The sequence below is a fragment of the Leptospira neocaledonica genome (genome assembly GCF_002812205.1).
Taxonomy (GTDB): domain Bacteria; phylum Spirochaetota; class Leptospiria; order Leptospirales; family Leptospiraceae; genus Leptospira_B; species Leptospira_B neocaledonica.
Genome location: NZ_NPEA01000003.1, coordinates 71637 through 93874 on the forward strand (window position 1 = coordinate 71637; position 22238 = coordinate 93874).

Here is a 22238-nt window from a genome sequence, read left to right on the forward strand (position 1 = left end):
ACTTTCGGGCTCATCCTCTTCGGAAATTCCATAAAGGAAACCTACAGAATGCAAGTAACCAAACGCGCTCCCTTAAGGGAAATTTTCGGATGGTGCATGTTCGATTTCGCCAATTCTAGTTATACCACAGTAATTATAACAGTCATCTATTGCAGAGTTTTCGCGGAAGTAATCGTTCCAATCTCCTCCAATCCGGCAAATCCTTATGAGGACGGGAATTTTTTATTTGGACTAGCTTTATTTTTCTCTTATTTATTAGTAGTAGTAACTGGTCCGTTATTCGGGGCTATCTCCGACTTCTCCGCTAAGAAGAAAACATTCCTATTCTGGAGTTATATCAGCTGTGTAATCAGCACTGCAGCTTTTTGGTTGGTTACCACTCCAGGTTCTTGGGAATTAGGTTTTGCTTTAATCATTCTTTCTAACTTCTTCTTTGCTTCAGGAGAGAACTTTGCTTCTTCTTTCTTACCTCATTTGGGGCCCAAGGAAGAATTAGGTAAAATTTCGGGATACGCTTGGGGAGTCGGGTATATGGGGGGGCTTCTTTCCGTATTCTTGGTCCAGACTCTGGTGGCACCTTCGATCGATCCCGCAATCTACGGTTCTCTTAGATTTGTAGGACCTCTTACAGCCTTGTTCTTCTTGCTTGCAGGAATTCCAACATTCTTACTTTTGAAAGAATACCAACCGGCTATTAAAATACCGGAGGGAGAAAGTTATCTTACTATCGGTTTTAAACAATTATCAGAGAGTATTAAATCGATAAGACATTTTAAAGACCTAGTCATCTATTTGATCTCCCTATTCTTCTCCATGGCAGCACTTGCAATCGTGATCGCATTTGCATTCTTATATGGGAATCAAGAAATTAAAATCACTCCCGGACAAGAGGCGGCATTATTCGTATTACTTCAATTTTTTGCGATGATAGGAGCAATATTCTTCGGATTCGTTCAGGATAAGATCGGAGCCAAGAAAACTTTCAATATCACTTTGGTATTTTGGATCTTCTGTCTGATCGGGATTTATTTCGTAAGAGAGATCACAGGTTTTGTAAACGGACTAGGAGTGGATATCTCCGTACAATGGGTATTCGTAATCTTCGGAACTCTTGCTGGTTCAGGAGTTGGATCGACTCAGTCGGCAAGTAGAGCGATTGTTGGGGTCTTCTCCCCTGAATCCAAGTCAGGAGAATTCTTTGGTCTCTGGGGTCTCTCCGGAAAACTTGCGGCTGCAATCGGAGTTTTTGCAATCGGTATATTACAGAAAATTTTCGATCTTAGAAATGCGTTCTTAGTGGTTGCCGTATTCTTCTTTATCTCTTTGATCATCAATACGTTTGTGAATGAAAAAAGAGGAATAGAAAAAGCGAAAGAATGGGAAAGAAACGGAGGGAATTAACCCTCCTTCTTCTAAGCTTTTGCTTGAAAATCCGAAACTACTCGTCTATACTTTAGATTGTGGCAGGCACAGAATTCCATACAGAAGACGAGTTTGAGTCCCACCAGAGTCAAAGAAAATTGGCTTTGGCGACTATGGACGAATTGACCCAAACCAAATTGGATCTGTTGGATGCTGGTAAAGAAATTCCTAAATTTCTAAACTACGCTATCTCTTACCTGAACCGTAAATATCTCACAGAAGAAAAAGTGATCAGCGATCTGATCGTTCGAAGAGATTCTGCGAATTAATTATTCGTCATCATCGTCTTTTTCTTTTTCAGCTTCTATTCGTATTTCGGAGATTACTGCTTGGGCCTCGTCAAACATCGGGGTCAAGGTAGAAGTGTCTGCATCTATCTCGCTGACTGTATCTTCTAAATAATATGTGCCTTGTGTGGTTAAGAAAAAGAATCTGACCTGATCCAAGTCAGGATTCGGCGTCCAGCGTACCTTCTTCCCTTGTTTCCAAAGATAGGCATATTTATGGATCAGACGCAGGGAACTTTTTTGGATACGTTCTCTTCCACCACCACCGATGAAAGAAGCTCCAGAAGTTAAAAATATGCTAGCGTCCCCGGAAAGAAATGTGGCTAAAGTTACGATCTCACTTTGAGTCGGCCAATCCATGATAATCCCATATACGACTGTTTTACCATTCGGATTTTGAATGCCTATATCATCGTATTCGGTTTCGAATGCGAGTTCTCTTAATTCTTTGTAAGGTGTGCGATCAACCGAAGGAGTACAATAGGTCAAGACCAGCAATATACCAATTATATTATAAAAACTAAATTTGGATAGAAGGCCCAAAAACTTCTCTGACATGCGAATATACCGCTTTATTTTCCAAAGGATAATCCTTTGGAAAACCTATCCTGATATACATCAGGATAGACTCCTTTTTGCAAAAAGAAGCAAGAGAACCTAAGAAAAATTCCTGAATCCGAAAAAATCAAATCCTTCTTATTTCTTTTTGGGCTTTTTCTTAGGAGTCTTGGTTGCTGCTTTTTTCTTGGGGGAAGATTTTTTAGGAACAGTTTTCTTCTTAGCGGGCTTTTTCTTAGATACTGTCCGTTTCTTACCTTCTTCGCTTATTGTGAGGCTCGGGTCTCTTTCCATGTTTTTAATAAGAGAAGAATGCCTGAATCTAAGTGCTGACCAATCATCGTCGATAGAGATCAATCTTACACCTTCGAAACTAATCTTTCCTAAAGGGTCCCAACCTGCATCCCGGTGAATGGATACATTATATTTACGGGAAGTCTTTTTAGGATAGGCCAACCATAAGAGTCCGTCTTCTATCAAGGTGGTAGGAACCATAGAGGCTATATTGCGGATCTCGACTTCGGTTTGAACGAATGCGAGAATAAGTCTGTATCTTTTTCCGGACCTTAGTGCTCTATCAACTGGAGCCCCTAAACTGGAAAGTGCAGGTTCGAATTCGTAAGGAGAAGATAAAACACAAATCTCCCCTTCGCCAGGTTTGAATTGTAATTTACCGAAAACGGAATGGATAGCCATCGGTAAATAGAATCCTTTTCGCCAAGAAAAGGCAAGCGAGAAACCGAAAACATTTTTTGATCCGATTGCCTATCTATTGGATATTCTTAAAATACCGACCTTCTCCCTGTTCATGGGATACATTATTCTGCCTATGTAGATAACAATTGTTATCCAATGAGTAGGAACTAACGTCATGTGCCAGAGGATAATCGTTTAAGAAGTTTATAGACAAGAGATCCTGCTAGTTTTGCCACAGATTTTCCTTTTTCTACTTCTAACGAAAACCACAGTATACTGTGATATATCTCAATAACAAAAAGGCGAACCGATTGGTCCGCCTTTCCCTTATTCAAAAGTTCTAAAATTCCCTCTTATTGGAATTCCAACATTTTAGAAACAAGTCTCTTTTGGTTGAGCTCAAGATCTCTCAGCTTATGGCGAACATTCTTGTCTACCTTACGTAGGTATTTCTTATATGTTACGATAATCTGTTTTTGTTTATTATAAGGAAGAGGGTTCGTTTCCTCATGTAGTTTGGTCTCCACACTAGGCGCGATGGATTGAACCGGCGTATCTGGCCAGATCAATTCGGTATCATAACTGGAATAATATTCCAATTTTATCTCTTTATTATTATTTGGAGTTCGTTTCCCTTCGCTACCGAGCTGAGGTCCTTTGGGATCCACATTGATCACCCTACGCATTTCTCTTACGAAAATTTCCCCGTTGGAGTTTGTTCGTTTGAATTGCATAATGATCTTTTCTAATTTTTCAGGATTACTTCCCGGATAGATAAAGATACGCGCATTATAAAGATATGTTTTAGGGAAGTCCCAAAAAGATTCTCCGGAACCCATGTCTAATTCTAGATAAGGTTTATTGTCTCTATCTGTTTTTAAGAATTGAGGCAATTCCTGAGGCTCGTCACCGATATATCGTAACGCTTTTTTGGTAGTATCCATCTGCAGGATCTTATTGATCTGATGGATATTCTGAGAAATAGAAGCATGCAAATTATCTATCTCTATATCGGAGAATCCCGCCTTGCGGATGGCTTCGATCTGACGTTCTATTTCTCTTTCTTCCATGGTCAGAATTTTAGGAGCCGCATCTATCTGGATGAATATGGCCAAAAGAGAAATTATGAGAAAGATAAGGGTTTTCATTAGAACTGCCTTCCTTCTAAATATCGAAAAGACTATACCCCATTCTTGATCCTAAAAAGGATTTTTTCAAGGGTTCTTTCCTGATTATGCCTCGAATCTTCCGCCCGAATGCCTATTTCGAAGAAGAACTCCGACTTGGAAAATTATTTCCTAGGGAGTTGGAGGCCAGAAATTCCATTTTAGAATCCTCTTTTTTAGTCCTCGGCTCTTTTCCGGACTCGGCAAAAATTTTAGCTCATTCTCCGCCGGAAGAAAATTGGATCAAATATTGGAAGGAGAAGGGAATAGATATCCCAAAACCTATTCTTCTACGAAATCTGAAACAATCTTTGCAAAAAGAAATCCAATTAGAAGAATGGGGAAAAATCGCCCGTTGGAATTCCAATAACGGAGACTTAGAGATAGATCCAATTCTTGCTGACTCGGCAAAAAAGTGTGGATCTAAATTGAATCAAAATGATTGGAACCAAGAGTTTAATCCCGATTTTTTTTCTTACTCTATTCGCAATCGAAAAGATTGGGAGATATTCCTAAAGAAGGAAAAAGAAAATCTCTCTTCATATCAAAAATTCGTATTTAAAACTGAGTTTGGATTTGCGGGGGCTCAAAAATTTAGAGATATTGCCGGGCTAAAAGATCTAGCGGATCTATTCTTAAATGTAAAAAAAGAACCTTTTAGAATCGAAACCTGGGTGGAGAGAACCAAAGATTTCAGCTTATTATTCTCCGCAAAGAACGGAAAATTCAAAATAGAAGAAGGTACCATTCTGCTCAACGATCATAAAGGAAAATACTCCGGGACATGGATGGGAGAATTTCCAGAGATCGAAAATTATCTTTCTGGAATGTCGGAAACTTTTTCAAAGATTTCCAAATTCTATCCGAATTACGAAGGATTCGGTTCAGTGGATTCTTTCTTTTATCGATCGGAGGGAACCGAAGTTTTACGTAAAATTTCGGAGATCAATTTTAGATGGACCATGGGATGTTTATTGTTGGAACTCCGACGGAGATTTCCCAAAAAAGGAAACGACCTTCTTCTTTTCTTACCTAAAGTCCAAAACTCGGATCCATATTCTAAATTAAAAACTTGGGAGAAGGAAACAGGTTGGGAAATTTTTCCTCTTTCTGCATTCTTTTCTCCTTATCGACGACCGAACCAAAAAAACCTAATTTGGGTTCGTCTTCCGGCAGGAAAAACCCAGGATCCCTGGGAAGAGGCCAAAATTGTTTCGGAAAGCGGTATCCAAGTTATAGGCCCCTGAAATGTACTTGTGATTCTTTACCTGCCTCCGAGACTGGTTCCAATCCCCTCGGGGAACTCAGCCTGCAGATATTACTCAGGTTTCAGGAAAAGAGATGGAACTGTTTCTCAATTACGCGCTGTATATTATCGTAAGTATCGGATTCTTGATTCCCTTCACTGGATTTGTTGTCGGAGCGGGAGCGATCGTAAACGCTACCGTTGCCGGATTTGCCGTTAACTTGCTGGCCCAAATCGTAGAAGAGGATAGACTTAAGGCTTATCTTGAAAAGAATAAGTCTACTTTAATCGGTCAGGCTTTATTAAAAGCTGTCGAAGCAGGTAAGACCAAACTTCAACCTGGTTCGGTTGCTCACGCAGAAGAGCATGGACATGGCGGACATCATCTCATTTCCGTTCAAACTTACTCTCTCGTATTTGCTGCATTAATCCTTGGAACTGTGATCACAGTATTAGTAGCTCAAGTAGACTTTGGAGCATTGAACACTGTAATCGCTATGCTTGTAGCAACCATCAAAGCTTCCTTAGTATTAGCTTACTTCATGCACCTTAAGTATGATAACGTAATGAACAGAGTGATCTTCGGATCCGGGTTCTTGTTCCTACTTCTTCTTTTCGGATTCTCGGTAGCTGACATCTACACAAGAGCGAAAATTTTCGCAGGATTCCCTTACTAAGAAGAATTCAATACTTCCTTTGTATTTCAAAAGAACCGGCGACAACGCCGGTTTTTTTGTAGCCTGAGGTTTTTCTTCCAGCTTTCGTATCCGAATCGAACAGAGGAACTATGGCAGGATATTCAGGCACACCCTTGGCCAAAAAGTTGGGATTCAAAGAAGGCCAGAATGCAATCATCATCAACGAACCAAAAGAATTTAAAGGCTTATTAGAAGGGCTTCCTCCTAATATCACATTCAAGAAGATATTAGCGGGCAGTTTCGATTATATTCATTTTTTCTGTAAGACCAAAGATGAACTCTCTAAAAACTTTTCTAAGTTCCCGGATTACTTGGCAGACAAAGGAATGGTTTGGATCTCTTGGCCAAAGATGAGTTCGGGTGTGAAAACCGATCTAAAAGAAGACACAATCCGAGAAATAGGCTTGAAGACAGGGTTGGTAGACGTTAAAGTCTGCGCAATCGATTCGGTTTGGTCCGGTTTACTTTTTAGAAGAAGAAAAAGTTAAATCAGTAGAAAACTTTCGGAAACTTGAACATGATCCTATTAGAACGTTACAGTCTGGGCTTCCTATTACCTGGGATCATTTTATGTTTTGCCTGTATTGAAAAAGTTCCGGAAGTCAAAAAGACAATCGAGATCCCTGAGTTAGGGTTAGTGCTGAATTATGAAGGTTGGATTTACGAAGAATATGATCCAAATAGAGATAGTTCCGACTCTAATCGCTCCAAGAACAGAAGAGAAGCCTCAAGTGATAAACAGATCAAGGTAATGTTTTATCTTTTTGAACCAGAACAAAACAAAACTTCAGAGATCAGGACCAATATCAATTTTGTATCTGAGCCTATCCCTCCAAAATATTCCAAAGCAACCTTAGAAGATTATGTGGCTTCTATCAGTGGATTGTATTCAAATATATATAAAGAGTACGAAATACTTTCCGTTCCTCAAAAATGTAGTTTCGGAAAAGAGAAATGTATCTTTTTTGAATCCAAGTTTGTTCTTCCGAATACTGCAGAAAAACAACAAATTCGAACCTTACAATGGATCTTTTTTAAAGAAGGTTCAGTATACATTTTTACAGGTACCATACCAGAGTCAGAATTTTCAGAGAAAAATAAAAAAATCCTAAACACCATCCAAACCCTTACTGAAAAGATATAATTTTTAATTAAGTACGCCTTAAAGATTTAGGTTTTTTTTCTTCCGTAATATCTTCGTAGTCTACGAGAAGTTTGTAAATCGAAACCGCGTCCTTCCAAATATGGATCCGCCCTTCTTTGTTTAGATTCCGAACATATTCATTTACTTCTGATAGGCGAGATCTAAAAAAATAGAATAATTTTTTATCTTCTATCGCGATATGACTTACCAGCCAATCCTTTAAGTCCTGGATCAAAATTGCCAGAGATTCAAGTTCCTCTTTTTCGCTTCTCTCTATCATGTCGTTGATGAGCACATTAAATCTTTCGTGTTGTTTCTGGTGATTTTTTTCCCCGATATAATGGAAATTATGCATAATAGCTTCTTCCGTATTAAAATGTTCACGGATATATTCTATTGTTTCATGGATCGCTTCTTTCAATTGAGTGCTTAGAGATTCTGCATCTATTTCTTGCTTTAACTTTTGTTTATATAATTTATCCGTTTTCACCAATAACTGCAAGAGCCATAGATGTTGGATATCCACGATCGCGATTCCCGTTTTGAGCTTATAACGATACCAAAGGTCTGAGATCAGTTTTAGATTTTCTTCTCCCAACTTTTTGAATTCTGAAGAGACCTCCTGTTTTCCGGAGAATAGAACCAATTGGTATAATTTTTCGATCTCATCCGCATAATTAGAAGCGCGTAAATGCCTCTGCATCCAATCAGTGAGTTTATCATCGACATGGACCATTGCAGCATCTACATATTGTCTGTCCTCACTGAGGATATGCCTAAACAGCCATTTTTTTAGATTTTTCAGAAGATCTAAAACAGCGTTTTCGAAATCTCCTTCGAAACTTTTTCTGACTCGGTTCCTAAGAGCTGTAATGAATCTCATATGTTGTAATCTATGTTGGCCGAGCTTTGTATAACCTATTCCCTCTAAGAGTTTTTCTTCCAAAGCGAAATGTTCCGACGCATAATCCAAGGTTTTAGATAATGCATTCGTAAATGTGGCTTCAAGCTCAGATCTACTTCCAGACTCCAGTTTGTCTTCCAAGTCTGCAAGAATGCCAATCAACCAAAGATGTTGTTTATCTATTTCAGGAATTCCTAAAGAAAGATCGAATGTCTTCCAAATGCCTCTGATTTTTTCTATAACCCTTTCGTCATACATGAGATCATCCTTACAGCTGTTTTGCGGAAAACAGTTACAAGGATTTGTGAGTAAGTTTCGGAACGAATCAGAAATCGAACGACAGGAATTGATTTATATCAAATTGAAAGAAGCGAGATATTAAGAGAGTAAATTAGATGCTGTATCTTTTTATGATAGACTTTGCTTCTTCTACAAACTGGAGTTCTTCTTCTTTTGTGAAGGGTTTGAATACATTCTCTTGGAATCTTTTCGCTAACTGTATATATTCCAAACAACCTGCGATGCTCATCTCAGGTTTTGCTTTTTTTTCATAGATGACGATGTCTCCATTCTTCGGGAGCACCATAGCTCTAGGGGGAATTTTTTTACCACCGCGGATCATACAACCGGCAAGTATCATCGCTCCGTCTCCGATTACCGCATCATCCAAAATGATCACACCTATTCCGATCAAACAACCCTTACCGATCTTACAACCGTGAAGCATCGTATTATGACCTACTAATGTATAATCATCTATGAACAAACTACCGGTTGAATCTGTATGAAGTGTGCTATTATCTTGGATGTTTACACCTTCTCCCAGCTTGATCTCATTCAGATCCGCACGAACAACAGCTCCCGGCCATAGAGAAGAGAGAGGTCCCATCTCCAGCATTCCGAATGCAGTTGCAGCCGGATGGATAAATGCTGTCTCGTGGATTTTCATAATTTAACGAAGAGGGTATCCGGAAGAATTAGCAATCTCGATCAGACGATCCGTGATCTCTTTAATTCTTTCCTGGGTTAAGTTCTTATCTTGGCTCAAAAGTTTAAATCTATAAGAAACGGACTTTTTGTTTTCCGGAAGATTTCCACCGATAAATACGACCGTAACTTTTACATCTTGCAATTCAGGGAATTTTTCTTGAACCGCGAAATCGCTGAACTTAGAAGAAGACTCGTTTAGATCCATTACCAAAGAAAGATCGATCTCTGTTTGAGGAAAATGAGAAGGTGCTGCAAAATAATTTTTATTTCGATCCTGAGCCCAAACTTCCAATAAGGAAGCGAATTCGAATCTTCCTAAAATGACCCTCTTTTTAATATCAGCAGTATCCAATACAGCAGGATGTGCATACCCCAACTCCCCTACTTTTTTACCAGAGACGAATAGGGATAGAGAAGCCTTAGGATGGAAATAGCTTTTCTCTTCTATTTTCCATTCGACCTCTCTTAAGTTTAAATGTCTTAATACTTTTTCTACGCCTGTCCTGATATCTAAAAAATCGGACTCTAAGACGTTTAGATCCTTCTCGTTGGACTTCCTACCGAAAGAAACTGCCCAAACAAACCATTTAGATTCGTTAAAAGGTTCTTCCGCTTTTTTATAAGTGCGGCCGAATTCGAAAATTTTCAATTTTTCGAATCGATCCGAATTAAATCGGATATTTTTCAAAAGAGAAGGATATAAAGAAGTCCTTAAATACGCCTGCTCGTCCGGCATCGCATTTAGGATTTTGATAGAATCTTTTACATCTTCTTCGAAAGAATTATCTTTTGAGGAAGCATAAGAATAATTGAATACTTCGTTGTATCCCAAGATTTGAGAGAATGCTCTTTTTAGATGTTTTTCCAGTTCTCTAGAAAAATTACGAGTAGGGGGTTTTACATCGGAAGCCAATGGACGGACAGGAATAGAAGCGTATCCTAACGTGCGACCGATCTCTTCTACTATATCTTCCGGAATGGTGATATCGTAATTCTGTCTGTATTTAGGAACAAGAACCTTGACTGTATCGCCTTTCCATTCAGTACCGAAAGAAAGTTGTTTTAGGATCTTATCCGAAGTGGATTGATCGATCTCTGTTCCAAGTTTTTTATTCAAGAAGCCTAAGCTGACTTCTATTTCTACTTTTTTATCTGCGGTATGAATATATCCGGCAGGCAAACTCGCTTTTAGATCGGGACAACCGTTTTCTTTCAAAAGATTTAATGCTCTTTTGATGATAGGAAGAGTAGTAGTTGCTTCCAGACCTTTTTCGTAACGAACAGAAGACTCGGAACGTATCCCTGTTTTTCTGATAGACTTACGAACAAACTCCCGTGGGAAAACTGCAGATTCTAAAATTACTTTTTTGGAATTGGAATCCACTGCGGTATCTGCACCACCCATCACACCTGCAATCGCCACTCCCTTTTTTGAGTTACGAATGATCAGGATTTCAGGATCAAGTTTAGGAGAAGTTTCGTCTAGAAGTAGGAAACTTTCATCCTTCTTCGCGTAATCCACTTCTAATTCGATCCCACCTTGAGCGGACAATTTATCAGAATCAAAGAAGTGAGTAGGCTGTCCTGCTTCCAATAATAGATAGTTAGAAACATCTACCACATTATTGATCACTCTCACTCCGCATTTTTTCAAACGGGAACGAACAGTTTTATTAGAAGGTTTGATCTGAATTCCTTCAATCGAGGAAGAATAATAAGAATGCGCGTAATCGGTTTCTTTTACCTTAGGGGAAGCTAAGTCTTTTGAAAATTCCCAGTTGGTTTCCAAAGGATTAAATTTGATCGGTAAATTTAATTGAGCTGCAAGTTCTCTTGCGAATCCGAAATGGCTCCAAAGGTCCGGACGATGTGTGATAGATTTATTATCAATATCTAAAATAGTATCTCTGAATCCGAAATATTCTCTCAAATTTAAACCAGGTTTTGCTTCCGGATCGTCCAGAACCATAACACCAGCATCTTCCTCGGAAAGACCAAGTTCTTTTTCGGAACATAGCATGCCGGAGCTCTTCACTCCTCTCAGCTCGGACTCCAGGATTTTTTTATCTCCCAACTCCGCGCCAGGAATAGCCAATGGAACCAAGTCCCCTACTTTTAGATTAGGAGCACCTGAAACGATTTGGATCTTATTTTTACCGTCTGTGACCTGAGCGACTTGAAGTTTGTCTGCCTGAGGATGTTTTTCTAAAGATTCGATCTTAACTAAAACAACCTTCTCTAAATGAGAAAAATAATCTTCGACCCCATCTACTTCACATATAGAAGCCGCAATTTTTTTCAGGACATCCTCGAGGGATACGTCTTTAATAGGGGTAAAATCGCTGATCCAATCTAGGGATAATTTCACGTAAACTGTCTCCTAAGGCCGAATATTTGGCGGAGTAGTTTAACAAAAGCGGACAATGGGTGCCTATGTCCAGCAGTAAAAACAGAGATATAAGAGATCTAAGGTGGATCTTTTTTTAGATCAATCCGAGCCAGGAAGATAGGCTTGGAAAAGTTCAAAACGATGGTGGATCTCTTTTCCTACCTTTACCTTTCTTAACTCAACTTCAAAATCCTCTTTTACTTTTTGGATTTCGTTTTTAGTTCGATTCATTGCCGATTTTTTTTCAGGCCTTCCTTCCCATTTGAAAGCGGCCTCTTGTCTCATCAGTTTCTCTTCTAGTTGGCGTAGAGTGTTTTGATTGCTGTTCCGAATCTTGTATTCTTCTTTTTGGAAAAGATCTTTGGTTTGTTCGTATAATTCCTTTTTTCTATCTTCTAAGGTAAGTTCCAAGGTCTCACAAGCGATCACGAAATATTTTTCGGTATCACCCGGCAATTCCGTTTCGGAAGAACTGAATCGGTTCTCTCTCACTGTTTCGGGAAGGTTTTCTAATACCTTGGAATTTCCGCTCCGTCGGTTCACTTCTACCACGAATAATTCTTTTCTATCTAAAGAAAATTTGAATTCTACTATAAATATGAAGTATAAGAAATTACCGGTCGTTCTATAAAATCCGATCTTCCAGCCTGATCTGTCTTTTAGAAAAGATTGGACCGCTTCTTCGACCAAGGGGTGACCGAATGCCAAAAATTCCAATCCATCATCTGCAAGTGCAAGTTCGGAATTGAATGTGGCTTTCTTCCCTTTATAATTTACTCCATCCAACTCATACACCTGAGGTTTCAAGGTCTTGAGCTTGAAGTTCAATCGATCTGAATACTTCTTAGCGTATCTAACGAAAAAAGTCTCCAAATGTTGATTGGTAAAAGATCTTTCTTGCAGAGTAGTTTTATAATAATCTTCTAAATTAAAATCCAATAATTTAGGAGTAACCAAAGATCCGAGTTTTTCGAAACCTTTTTTGGCGATCCTGATCCTTTGGTCTATCTCCTCTTCTACTTCTCTTAACTTCTTGTTACCTGTGACGAATCTCATGAAGCTAGAATGAAAATCCAATTCGTCTTCGATTGCTCCAAGTAACTCGTCGGAACCTCCGATAGATTCTTCGAAAAGTCTGATCTTGTTGGATAGAACTTCTAAAATCCTCTCAGCAACTGTGTCTTTAGAGGCGAAATTAAAAATAAATACATTATCCTTTTGCCCGAATCTATGGATCCTTCCGATCCTTTGTTCGATTTTTAGAGGACTCCAAGGTAGATCATAATTAAAAAGAACGTTTGCAAACTGAAGATTACGACCTTCTCCGCCTGCTTCGGTGCAGATCAAAATTTCGGAAGTTTTTCTGAATTCGGAGATTGCATCTTCTTTTGCATCCGCACTTAAAGATCCATGAAATAATGTGACTTTGTATTCGGATAGAGTAGAAGCTAAGAAATCCTGTGTGCTTCTAAACTGAGTAAATATTATAAATTTAGGATGCCCTTCTTTTTTGAGCTTTGCAATTGTCTCTTTCAGTTTCTGGCTCTTTCGATCTTCTTTGATCTTTTTGCCCAAAAGAATTAATCTATTTAAGGACAATAATTCTCTTCTGAGATTTGCAAGATCGGAAGGAGCAGATTCATCCAGATCTGAAACGAAGTCTTCTACACCTTCTGTTTCGTCCAGATCCCATTCTTCTAATTTATTACCCACTGCCTGCAAACGATGGAGTCTATTCTCCAACATAAACTTACGTTTGGATAATGCAGAAAGAAGTGCGAATACGGAAGAATCCAGTAATTTCTGGAATACGATCATCACAAATCCGATGGCCCTGTTTTGGGTTCTCATTGCGAGATTATATTCTCTACGAACATACTCGGTGGTCTCGTTATAGAATTGTCTTTCTATATCGGATAATTCTATTTTAACGGTTTTGGCAAATCGTTTGGTGAATCCGCCGACCTCTACCTTTCTTCTTCTTAAAAGGACTTTAGAGATCTTTTCCTTTAGTCCGTTTTTATTTCCGAGAACATAATCGTTTATAAAAGTATGATATGGTCCGAGCAAATTCGGATCCACTAAGTGGACCAGATAATATAACTCTTCTAATTTTCCTCTAAAAGGTGTTGCTGTAAGAAGAAGCAAACATTCACATTTTTTGGCGATCTTCTCCGCGAATAAATAAGCTCTAGTAACCTTATGATAATCCCTTCTTAAACGATGTGCCTCGTCGAAGACTACGATATCCCATTTTGTTTTTAGGATCTCTTCGGCGTATTTTGGATTTTTAATAAAGTCTACGGAAGTGATTACATGTTTGAAATTCTTCCAGTTCTTCTCACCAGTAGCTAAAAAATTCTTTCTTTTAACGATCTCAAAGTCTTCGTTAAATTTGTTTTTTAATTCCTGTTTCCATTGGACAAGAAGCGGAGAAGGAGCAACGACCAAAACCTTTTTGTATCCTCTACGAAAGATCAGCTCCTTCATGACTAAAGCCGCTTCTATCGTTTTGCCCAATCCCACCTCGTCGGCCAAAATGAATCTGGGTCGGAGAGAATTTACCACCACGAAAGTAGATTCTATCTGGTGAGGGAGTAATCTTGTTCTGGAGTTGGATAATGCCGAAAGTTTGTCGTAAGCGTGAGTGAGTTTTAATTCGAATGCTTGTAAGCTTAAATCCAATAATTCCGGATCCGCAAAAGATTCGGTAAATGCAGTCGGATAAGAGCCTATAATTTTAAGTCTGCCTGAATTTTCAGAGACTGTTTTTCGAGTATCTGAAGATGGAAAATAGATCTGGAATTTTCCGGAGTCGGAACTTTCTATTCTTCCAATTCCTAATTCGGGTTCATCCTTGAGATAACAGGAATCCCCCCTGAATCCGCTGGAAGAATCAGATTCGAAATCTAGACTGAGCTGCAAAGTAGAGTCCAAGATCAAACTCCCCTTTTTTCTCCCCAGATATATTTATGGGTCTGCAAAGAAAGGCGCAGATCCGTTCTATTATTTTCTTTAATCCAATCTATAAGGATTTCGGGAGCTAGCTCTCCGAATACGGGAGAAGCCAAAAGATTTCCCTTTAATTTAAAATCGTTTATCACTTCCAAAGTTCTATCGAAATCCTTTCTATCTCTAATTACGAATTTGATCTCATCCAAATTATCGTTTCTATCCCGGACAAATTTCAAATTATCCAAGATCATTTTGTTTTCCATTCCTGAGCCGGGAAGTTTGTAATCCAGAGTAAAGACCATATTTTCCAAACCGGAGATCGGTTCCGCACCGTTTGTCTCCACCCTCACCCTCGTATAAAGCCCCGAAACTTGTCTGGACTGTTTCAATTTTTCCGCCAATGTTTGGCTGAAAATCCTATTCGAATTTTCTAATGGTTCTCCGCCCGTCAGAAGTATTTGTGTAGGAGAAGAAGAAATCGATCCTATCTCAGAGATCACATCTTCTAACTCCATATGTTTCCCCGCATTCGGAGAAAGAGCGTACGGAGTGTCGCACCATAGTTTGCGATTTCCGTCCATTCCGCATCTTAGAGAACATCCCGCGAACCGGACAAAAATTGTAGGCAAACCTGTTGAAATTCCTTCTCCAGAAACAGAGAGATAAATTTCATGAACGACGGATTTCATACTAATGAATCGCTCTCCAAGGTACAAGATTTTTACCGGCTTTCTTTACCATAATCCACAAAAAACCGTTTATTAGAATACCAGAATGATTTTTGGCCCGATCCAGTCAAGATGGGGCTATCAAAATCGCGAAAAAAGCTTGTTGAAAGACCTTTGTACGTGTAATAAATTTGGAAGCCTTTTTGAAACCATTTTCAGGTTTCTAAAATTTTAGAAAGTCCTTCATGAAATTTTCCTTTTTAGAAAAAATCAAAGAAAAATCCCAATTCTTGCAATGGAAAGTACTGATCGGTTTTTTCTCCCTTACCTTATTATTGATCATCGCAAGTTTGATCAGTTTGTATGGAATGATAGAGCTGAAGGACTCTGGAGTTTTAATAGAGCATACATTTACTGTCATCGAAGAAATAGACCAATGTAAGAGTATCACTAGAGAGATTGGGATTGCACAAGCTTATACAGAAGTCGCAGCGTCAGAGAATACTAGGTCTTTGTTCTCCAATTTAAAGAGTGAAATTAAGATCCTCCAGAATCTTACCAAAGACAATCAGATCCAACAAGTAAGAATCCTTGGAATTTCCAACTTGATCGCAACTACCGAGAAACAACCTGGCTCTTTCGAATCCAAAAAAGGAATCATACTGATAGAAATCGCGGAACTTCTGAACAATATGCAGGAAGAAGAATTGAGACTTCTGAATAGCAGAAATGCTACCAATTCTTTAAGAGGAACGAGAGTCGCTTATTCTCTGCTTACATTAGTCATAGTTTCTTTTCTAGTGGTAGGTTATGGCTCCTATGCGGTTCAAAAAGATATCAAAGAGAAGAGAAGGATCACAGATAGATTGATCGAAAGTGAGTCCAGGCTTCTTTCCATTTTGGATAATCTTCCTTCCGCATTTTGTATGATGGATTTAGAAGGAAGAGCTCTATTCCATAACCAAGTATTCGCAAACCGGTTCTTAGAAAATAAAAACAAAAGACAAGATATGGGCCTTGAAAATCTTTTTGGAGAGGAGAAGGCTCAGTTTATTTCTACCATTATCTCAAAATCCTTGGAAAAACAAGGTCCCTTGGATTTCGAACTAGACTTAGTCGTTTCCGACGAAGAAAAAACATTCTACTGTGTGATCGTTCCCTTGGTGGACTTAGAGGGAGAAGTTTATTCAGTTTGCGGATTATTCACAGATATTTCCGTACGTAAAAACTACGAGCACGATCTTAAAAAAGCAAAAGAAGAAGCTGAAAAGGCCAACCGCGCAAAATCGGAATTTTTGGCGATGATGAGTCATGAGATCAGAACTCCTATGAACGGAGTGGTCGGCATGACGGAACTTCTGATCGATTCCAACCTGAATACGGAACAAAAAGAATATGCAGAGATCATCCAAAAAAGTGGAGAAAGCCTTTTAAATATCATTAACGATATTTTGGATTATTCTAAAATCGAATCCGGGACTTTGTCTCTGGAGATCAAAGAATTTTCAGTCATTGAAACGATTGAAGAAGTTTTGGATCTGTTCCGGTCCCGGGCCGCCCAAAAACAGATCGATCTAGTCTATTATCTAGATCCGAACGTTCCCGATCGGATTTTATGCGATAGCTTACGATTAAAACAGATCTTTATCAATCTCATAGGGAATGCATTAAAATTCACTGAACAAGGCGAGATCTTTTTATCTGCAGAAGTTTCTAAATTAGAAGGAAATCTTTATACAATCCTCTTTGCAATCAGAGATACTGGGATCGGAATTCCTGCTGAAAAACAAAAAGAATTATTCCAACCATTCTACCAAGTGGACACAACCTCCACCAGAAGATATGGGGGAACAGGGCTTGGACTTTCTATCTCTTCTCGTTTGATAGAAATGATGGGCGGAGTGATCTGGGTAGAAAGTGAACTGAATATCGGTACAACCTTCTCCTTTTATATTCAGGTAGAAGGAAACAACCAAGCCAAGGTCAAAGAAAAATCGGCGAACTCAGAATTAGAAAATAAAAAAGTACTCATAGTAGATGATAATCCAACAAACCTCAGGATACTCGCATATCAGTTGCAAATCCTTGGACTCATAACCTTCTCCGCTAAATCAAAAGAAGAAGCAATGAACCTGCTCGATCTGGACATCATGCCTGATCTGGGAATTTTAGATTATAATCTTCCAGGAAACACAGGGATAGAGATAGCTCGAGAAATCCGTAAAAAAAATTTCCATTTTCCATTGGTGCTTCTATCTTCTTCCTTCCTGGAGCCTAAAGACAAAGAAATCGCACTCGAATTATTCGCGGGAGAATTGAGTAAACCGGTTAAGAAAAAAGATATAGAACGGATCGTTACCGAAATTTTAGCGGAGGGCGGAAGTAAAGCAAAGGCGAATACAAGATCTTCTTATCTTGCCAGCCAAAAAGATATACTAAGTTCTCAATTTCCCTTTAAGATCATGGTAGCAGAGGACAACGAGATCAATCAAACTCTTGCAAAGAGGATTATCCAAAAATTGGGATACGAACCGTTCATTGTTCCGAATGGAAAAGAAGCTTTGATCGCTTTGAGAGAAAGGAAAATTAATCTAATCTTTATGGACGTTCATATGCCTGAAATGGATGGACTCCAGACAACTCAGGTTATCCGAAACACTTGGCCTACCGAATCTCAACCTTATATCATTGCCATGACTGCGGCTGCAATGCAGGGCGACAGGGACCTTTGTATTCGAGCTGGGATGAACGATTATATTTCCAAGCCTATCGTATTCGAAGAACTGGTCCACGTGATGAGAAAGGCAGGGAATGCTCTCTTTCCTAAATCTAAGGCTTAGTCCGGATAGCCGTTGAACTGGCTTAAGAACCATAAAAAACCATCCAAAAATCTACAATTTCTGCCGATCTTTAAGTTTAGAGGATCTCACTCTTCCATGTCCAGGACCAGAGTTATTATATTCATATCATTTTGTTTTCTTTTCTTATTTTCGGAAACCGGGACAAGCCAGGAAGAAAAGGAGACCACATCTTCCGATACCAGAAAGACAATACTTTGGACTGGGGAAGTACTTTCCGTTTATAGAAATAAAGGAAAGGCAAAGATCAAAATAGGTAGGAATTCCTATTTTTCGGAACGTTCGGAAGAAGAGATCAAAGGAATCCTTAGCGAAAAACAGAATCTACCTTTATTCAGAAAACCTAAAATGGAAGAGATAGGCACCTTCCAATTAGAGAATATAGAAGTAGAGTTCGGAAAAGTGGGAAAACTCACCAAACCTGTTTCCATAGAGCTCAGAGGAAGTTTTTCCGTGTCGGAAGGTAAACCAGCTAGATTGATCAGCGTAGGACTTTTAATCGGCGCCTACGGAGAAGAAACATTCTACCAAGATCCTTCCAGATTTGATGCCACAGATGTAGTCAGAAATCGTTTAGCTAAAAATATTCTTCATCCAAAAGACGGAAAAGAAATGGTGCTCGTTCACACCGGTTATGAATCCAATGGGCGGATCTTGTACGAGCATATGGGATACTTCCTATATGGACAAGGTTCCGATCCTGGAGACGATAGTTATAACCCTAAATTCGGAGTTCCTGATAGAAGCAGCCTGGAAGAAATTTCTTCCTTCTACATAGATAAGTACGAAGTCACCAATAAAGAATATAATAAATTCCTAAAGGAGACAGGCACACTTCCTCCTCCTCATTGGGAAAACGGAATTTTTCCGAAAGGAAAAGAATATCATCCGGTAACCAATCTGACTTATAGAGAAGCAGAAGCATATTCCAAATGGGCCGGAAAAAAGATCCCGAACGAATGGCAATGGGAAAAGGCCGCCAGAGGAACAGGACTTGTTTGGAGATTATTGAAGGATGAAAGTTACGAATTTATCTCCCAACCGCAAGACTATCCTTTCGGAAATGAATTCGATTCAGCACTTTGTAATACAAGAGAAAGCGGAAGCAAAGGAACAATTTCCGTTTATGAACTTCCTTCCAAAGGCCAAAGCCCATACGGCGCGATCGGAATGTGTGGCAACGTAGCAGAATGGACAAGTTCTCCTTATATCCCTTATCCAGGACATAGACCGAACACAGGAAGATTCGGAAAACATCTGAAAGTGATCCGAGGCGGTTCCTATTCAGGCACCAAAGAAGAAGCAAAAGTTTACGCCAGAGACTTTGGAGGGATTCCGAATTTATTGAACGATAGAAAAGCGGGTCTCAGGTTGATCACAGAAGTTAAAAACTAAAATTCTATTAAGAGATCCTAACTCTTACTAAAATTTTATCCAAAGTTTTAGGAGAGATTCTACTTAGAAAATAACCGAATTTCTCCTTCAACTTGGATGGAATGATCTCTCGTTTTCTTTTCTCAATTCCTTTTAAGATTTTTCTCGCCACAACCTCGGGATCTAATCCGTTTTTCTGGCCTTCATCCATAATCCCGTGAGGAGTTCCATCTCCTTCTAATGCCTTTACTGAAATTTCCGTTTTTACAAAGCCGGGACAAACACTCATCACATGGATCCCTGTTTTCAAATTTTCTAAACGGATACTGTCCATAAATCCTTGCATCGCGTGTTTGCTTGCTGCATATCCGGATCTTAATTGAGTAGCATATTTCCCTTGTATGGAAGAGACTGCAATCACATGCCCTTCACTTTGGCGAAGATCAGATTCCAATAAACGATACAGTAAGACCAGAGGAAAATAATTCGTGTCCATAATCGCTCTGAAAATTTTCAGATCCGTTTCTGCGGCAGTTCCTCTCATAGAAATTCCGGCATTATGAATAAAGCCATCGACCCGTTTGAATTTTTTCCGAAATTCTTCGACTACTTTTTTTAATTCGGACTCGGACATCACATCCGCTTGCAGAACAAATATTTTATCCGGATTGGAAGCGGAAAGTTTTAGATCTTTTAAAGCCTCTTTTCTGCGAGCAATCACTCCCACATAGGCCCCTTCCTTTTCCAATTCAATGGCCAAAGCTCTACCAATCCCAGAACTTGCGCCGGTAACTAAAAAAACCTTATCCTGAAAAAATAACCCCATCTCAAACTTCCGTAAAAGTAGGTAGAAGAATAGGTAAGAATGCTAAAAAAGCAAATAAAAACACGGTAAAATCCTTTCAGGTCTATCTCTCGGGAAAAAAAAGGAACCAGGAGAATGTATGGCACTTTCCCAATTAAAACAAAAGATCAGATACAAAGACTGCGGCTTCCAGCGCAGGTACGAAAGTAGATATTATTGGTTTCCCGAAGAAAGTCCTCCAAGCTGCTTGATAGAAGTCAGCCAAAGAGATCCATATCATGACATGACTTTGTACATGTTGGTGAATTTAGCTACGATGAAAATTATCGATCTCGATGTTGAGGAAGATCGAGTTCCTTACGAAACCTGCCCTCATGCGATCAAAACTTATTCATATCTTATTGGAGAAGATATATCTTATAATAAAATTATGAGAAAATTCCCCGAGGATAAAACGATAGGTTGCCTTCATATAAACGAACTCCTACAAAACGCTGCCCAAAGTTTTTCTTCTGCATACGCTTTCTTCTTAAAGGAAAGAAATTTTCCACCTGAATGGGATGAATACAGAATGTACCAAGGTGACTTGGATCCAAAATCCAGAAGAGAGATCGGACGGCATTGGTGGATGAAAGACAAAGGTGTCCGAAATTCCTGTTATAGTTTCTCAGATAGACATGAAACTCCCGAATTGAAGCAGCAAGTGAAACCTCTTGACAGTATTACTTCTTTGATGGTAAAAGAATTTCGAAGTGCCAGAGGCGATCGTTAAAGTTTGCCCGCTTAGCTCAGGGGTAGAGCATTTCCCTCGTAATGAAAAGGTCGCCGGTTCAATTCCGGCAGCGGGCTGTCTTATTTTCCTTAAAATTCCGATCTTATAATATGATGATCCGAAGTTTTACGATATTTATTTTATCCATTTGGTACTGCCCGATTTTTGCAGATATCACCCAAAACTGTGATAAAAAAAATATCTGTTCTTCAATAGAAACGGAGAACAACGAAACCTCAGTTTATCTCCAAGCCAAAAATCTAATCCCTGGAACTCATATCACAGTTTATACTTCAATCGAAGGTTCTAATATAGAAACAGAACCCCAAAGCCCGATCTCTTTTGTATTAAACGATTCAGAAAAGAAGAAGGTACTGACGTTCAAAAAGAAAGAGAATACGGATGCTCCCATTTCGGTAGCAGTATTGGCAGTTGCCTATTACGGGGACTTATCCGCAAAACATGACGAAACTTATGTATATACTCTTCCTTACGAAGGCAAATCTTGGATCTCAGTAGGTTATAATAGCGGAGAAGAACATAAAGGTGGAGGAGCCTATTCACTAGACTTCGTCCTCCCGGAAGGAACTTCACTTTTAGCAGCAAGAGATGGAATCGTAGTAGAAACAGAAGACAAATTTACAGAAGGAAGAAGGGACCCTAAACTTATAGATAAAGCAAATCGAATCGTGATAGAACATTCGGATGGAACAGTCGCAATCTATGGACATCTAAAATCCAAAGGTGTATTCGTAAAACCAGGGGAGAAGGTAATAGCAGGGCAAAAAATCGGACTCTCCGGAGACACTGGATTCAGCACCGGACCTCATCTTCACTTCGAAGTTTATAAACCGGAAGAGAACCGTAAGAAAAAAAGTTTTGCGACGATTTTCAAAACAGAATCCGAAGAAAAAGAATATTTAAGCGAGGAGAATGCTTACTGGACTCCGGACGGAAAAACTCCTCCCGGATTTCCGATTACCAATTTAGAAGAATTGTGTATCAGCCATTCCATTCCGGATCCTGAAAAGCCAATAACTTGTCCCGATAAGATCCAAACAAAAAGGAAATTTTATCTTTCTATCCCGATCTATAAATCCGGGCCTTATACTTTTAAGGCAGAATTCATTTCTTTAAAAACCAAAAAGGTAAGTTTTACCTTTCAGGAAAAAATCCCGGGCGGAATCAATTTCGTGGCATGGGAAATATCGCCCGTCTTGAACGCTGGAAAGTATAAGATCAAATTTTATCTAGAAGAAAAAGCAATCGGAGAAAGATCCTTACAAATCCTTCCTTGACCTAAATT

19 protein-coding genes and 1 tRNA gene are annotated in these 22238 nt (G+C 39.1%); 11 read left to right on the plus strand and 9 right to left on the minus strand.

Annotated features, from left to right (window positions below):
- Positions 1-48: 48 nt before the first annotated feature.
- Both CH365_RS05165 and CH365_RS05170 read left to right on the plus strand, forming a co-directional pair.
- The gene (locus tag CH365_RS05165; protein WP_100767544.1) at positions 49-1401 is read left to right on the plus strand and encodes an MFS transporter; all 1353 of its coding nucleotides are present in this window, start codon (positions 49-51) and stop codon (positions 1399-1401) included.
- Positions 1402-1460: 59 nt separating this feature from the next.
- Complete coding sequence (locus tag CH365_RS05170; protein WP_100767545.1) at positions 1461-1691, plus strand: hypothetical protein; 231 nt, start codon at positions 1461-1463, stop codon at positions 1689-1691.
- Here CH365_RS05170 and CH365_RS05175 read toward each other — a convergent pair whose 3' ends face one another.
- The 3 genes from CH365_RS05175 to CH365_RS05185 all read right to left on the minus strand — a co-directional run bounded on the left by CH365_RS05175 (position 1692) and on the right by CH365_RS05185 (position 4111).
- Positions 1692-2267 carry a hypothetical protein gene (locus CH365_RS05175; protein WP_100767546.1) on the minus strand — a complete coding sequence of 192 codons (576 nt, stop codon included), beginning with the start codon at positions 2265-2267 and terminating at the stop codon, positions 1692-1694. It lies immediately after the preceding gene.
- Between the two features lie 138 nt (positions 2268-2405).
- Positions 2406-2963: a hypothetical protein gene (locus tag CH365_RS05180; protein ID WP_100767547.1), complete on the minus strand. Its 558-nt coding sequence runs from the start codon at positions 2961-2963 to the stop codon at positions 2406-2408.
- Positions 2964-3316: 353 nt separating this feature from the next.
- On the minus strand, positions 3317-4111 hold the full coding sequence (locus tag CH365_RS05185; RefSeq protein WP_100767548.1) for an LIC13212 family protein: 795 nt from the start codon (positions 4109-4111) through the stop codon (positions 3317-3319).
- Between the two features lie 86 nt (positions 4112-4197).
- On the opposite strand from CH365_RS05185, the gene CH365_RS05190 reads away from it, so the two are divergent.
- The 4 genes from CH365_RS05190 (at position 4198) to CH365_RS05205 (ending at position 7217) form a co-directional block, all read left to right on the plus strand.
- A complete protein-coding gene (locus CH365_RS05190; RefSeq protein WP_100767549.1) occupies positions 4198-5376 on the plus strand; it encodes a hypothetical protein in 1179 nt (392 codons plus the stop codon).
- A gap of 94 nt (positions 5377-5470) precedes the next feature.
- Complete coding sequence (locus CH365_RS05195; RefSeq protein WP_100767550.1) at positions 5471-6052, plus strand: cytochrome C oxidase subunit IV family protein; 582 nt, start codon at positions 5471-5473, stop codon at positions 6050-6052.
- Positions 6053-6162: 110 nt separating this feature from the next.
- Entirely contained in the window at positions 6163-6561 is a 399-nt protein-coding gene (locus CH365_RS05200) for a DUF3052 family protein (protein WP_100767551.1), read from the plus strand.
- Positions 6562-6590: 29 nt separating this feature from the next.
- Positions 6591-7217 (plus strand): LIC_13215 family putative lipoprotein, encoded by a 627-nt coding sequence (locus tag CH365_RS05205; RefSeq protein ID WP_100767552.1) that lies wholly within the window; start codon positions 6591-6593, stop codon positions 7215-7217.
- A 7-nt stretch (positions 7218-7224) separates the two neighbouring features.
- On the opposite strand, the gene CH365_RS05210 is transcribed toward CH365_RS05205, so the two are convergent.
- From CH365_RS05210 to CH365_RS05230, 5 genes are all read right to left on the minus strand, one after another.
- The gene (locus CH365_RS05210) at positions 7225-8379 is read right to left on the minus strand and encodes a bacteriohemerythrin (RefSeq protein WP_100767553.1); all 1155 of its coding nucleotides are present in this window, start codon (positions 8377-8379) and stop codon (positions 7225-7227) included.
- 133 nt (positions 8380-8512) lie between these two features.
- Positions 8513-9070: a gamma carbonic anhydrase family protein gene (locus CH365_RS05215; protein ID WP_100767554.1), complete on the minus strand. Its 558-nt coding sequence runs from the start codon at positions 9068-9070 to the stop codon at positions 8513-8515.
- Between the two features lie 3 nt (positions 9071-9073).
- Positions 9074-11479, minus strand: coding sequence for a phenylalanine--tRNA ligase subunit beta (pheT, locus tag CH365_RS05220; protein WP_100767555.1), 2406 nt, complete (start codon positions 11477-11479; stop codon positions 9074-9076).
- Between the two features lie 120 nt (positions 11480-11599).
- Positions 11600-14437, minus strand: coding sequence for a DEAD/DEAH box helicase (locus CH365_RS05225; protein WP_100767862.1), 2838 nt, complete (start codon positions 14435-14437; stop codon positions 11600-11602).
- Positions 14438-14439: 2 nt separating this feature from the next.
- Complete coding sequence (locus CH365_RS05230) at positions 14440-15144, minus strand: 7-carboxy-7-deazaguanine synthase QueE (RefSeq protein WP_100767556.1); 705 nt, start codon at positions 15142-15144, stop codon at positions 14440-14442.
- A 224-nt stretch (positions 15145-15368) separates the two neighbouring features.
- Between CH365_RS05230 and CH365_RS05235 the strand changes: the two genes are divergently transcribed.
- A complete protein-coding gene (locus tag CH365_RS05235; RefSeq protein ID WP_100767557.1) occupies positions 15369-17963 on the plus strand; it encodes a response regulator in 2595 nt (864 codons plus the stop codon).
- 96 nt (positions 17964-18059) lie between these two features.
- Positions 18060-19376, plus strand: coding sequence for a formylglycine-generating enzyme family protein (locus tag CH365_RS05240; RefSeq protein WP_100767863.1), 1317 nt, complete (start codon positions 18060-18062; stop codon positions 19374-19376).
- A gap of 7 nt (positions 19377-19383) precedes the next feature.
- Here CH365_RS05240 and CH365_RS05245 read toward each other — a convergent pair whose 3' ends face one another.
- On the minus strand, positions 19384-20181 hold the full coding sequence (locus CH365_RS05245) for an SDR family oxidoreductase (protein ID WP_100767558.1): 798 nt from the start codon (positions 20179-20181) through the stop codon (positions 19384-19386).
- Positions 20182-20299: 118 nt separating this feature from the next.
- Here CH365_RS05245 and CH365_RS05250 point away from each other — a divergent pair, with 118 nt between their 5' ends.
- From CH365_RS05250 to CH365_RS05260, 3 genes are all read left to right on the plus strand, one after another.
- Positions 20300-20932 (plus strand): DUF2889 domain-containing protein, encoded by a 633-nt coding sequence (locus CH365_RS05250; RefSeq protein WP_100767559.1) that lies wholly within the window; start codon positions 20300-20302, stop codon positions 20930-20932.
- A 5-nt stretch (positions 20933-20937) separates the two neighbouring features.
- Positions 20938-21009, plus strand: a tRNA-Thr gene (locus CH365_RS05255).
- Positions 21010-21042: 33 nt separating this feature from the next.
- Positions 21043-22230 (plus strand): M23 family metallopeptidase, encoded by a 1188-nt coding sequence (locus tag CH365_RS05260; protein ID WP_279627746.1) that lies wholly within the window; start codon positions 21043-21045, stop codon positions 22228-22230.
- The last annotated feature ends 8 nt before the right edge of the window (positions 22231-22238 follow it).

Excerpts from the sequence above, each read along its gene's own strand:
- CH365_RS05165 (WP_100767544.1), top strand. The coding sequence starts at position 49 with ATGCAAGTAACCAAACGCGCTCCCTTAAGGGAAATTTTCGGATGGTGC.
- CH365_RS05175 (WP_100767546.1), bottom strand. The coding sequence starts at position 2,267 with ATGTCAGAGAAGTTTTTGGGCCTTCTATCCAAATTTAGTTTTTATAAT.
- CH365_RS05180 (WP_100767547.1), bottom strand. The coding sequence starts at position 2,963 with ATGGCTATCCATTCCGTTTTCGGTAAATTACAATTCAAACCTGGCGAA.
- CH365_RS05185 (WP_100767548.1), bottom strand. The coding sequence starts at position 4,111 with ATGAAAACCCTTATCTTTCTCATAATTTCTCTTTTGGCCATATTCATC.
- CH365_RS05190 (WP_100767549.1), top strand. The coding sequence starts at position 4,198 with ATGCCTCGAATCTTCCGCCCGAATGCCTATTTCGAAGAAGAACTCCGA.
- CH365_RS05195 (WP_100767550.1), top strand. The coding sequence starts at position 5,471 with ATGGAACTGTTTCTCAATTACGCGCTGTATATTATCGTAAGTATCGGA.
- CH365_RS05200 (WP_100767551.1), top strand. The coding sequence starts at position 6,163 with ATGGCAGGATATTCAGGCACACCCTTGGCCAAAAAGTTGGGATTCAAA.
- CH365_RS05205 (WP_100767552.1), top strand. The coding sequence starts at position 6,591 with ATGATCCTATTAGAACGTTACAGTCTGGGCTTCCTATTACCTGGGATC.
- CH365_RS05210 (WP_100767553.1), bottom strand. The coding sequence starts at position 8,379 with ATGTATGACGAAAGGGTTATAGAAAAAATCAGAGGCATTTGGAAGACA.
- CH365_RS05215 (WP_100767554.1), bottom strand. The coding sequence starts at position 9,070 with ATGAAAATCCACGAGACAGCATTTATCCATCCGGCTGCAACTGCATTC.
- CH365_RS05230 (WP_100767556.1), bottom strand. The coding sequence starts at position 15,144 with ATGAAATCCGTCGTTCATGAAATTTATCTCTCTGTTTCTGGAGAAGGA.
- CH365_RS05235 (WP_100767557.1), top strand. The coding sequence starts at position 15,369 with ATGAAATTTTCCTTTTTAGAAAAAATCAAAGAAAAATCCCAATTCTTG.
- CH365_RS05240 (WP_100767863.1), top strand. The coding sequence starts at position 18,060 with ATGTCCAGGACCAGAGTTATTATATTCATATCATTTTGTTTTCTTTTC.
- CH365_RS05245 (WP_100767558.1), bottom strand. The coding sequence starts at position 20,181 with ATGGGGTTATTTTTTCAGGATAAGGTTTTTTTAGTTACCGGCGCAAGT.
- CH365_RS05250 (WP_100767559.1), top strand. The coding sequence starts at position 20,300 with ATGGCACTTTCCCAATTAAAACAAAAGATCAGATACAAAGACTGCGGC.
- CH365_RS05260 (WP_279627746.1), top strand. The coding sequence starts at position 21,043 with ATGATGATCCGAAGTTTTACGATATTTATTTTATCCATTTGGTACTGC.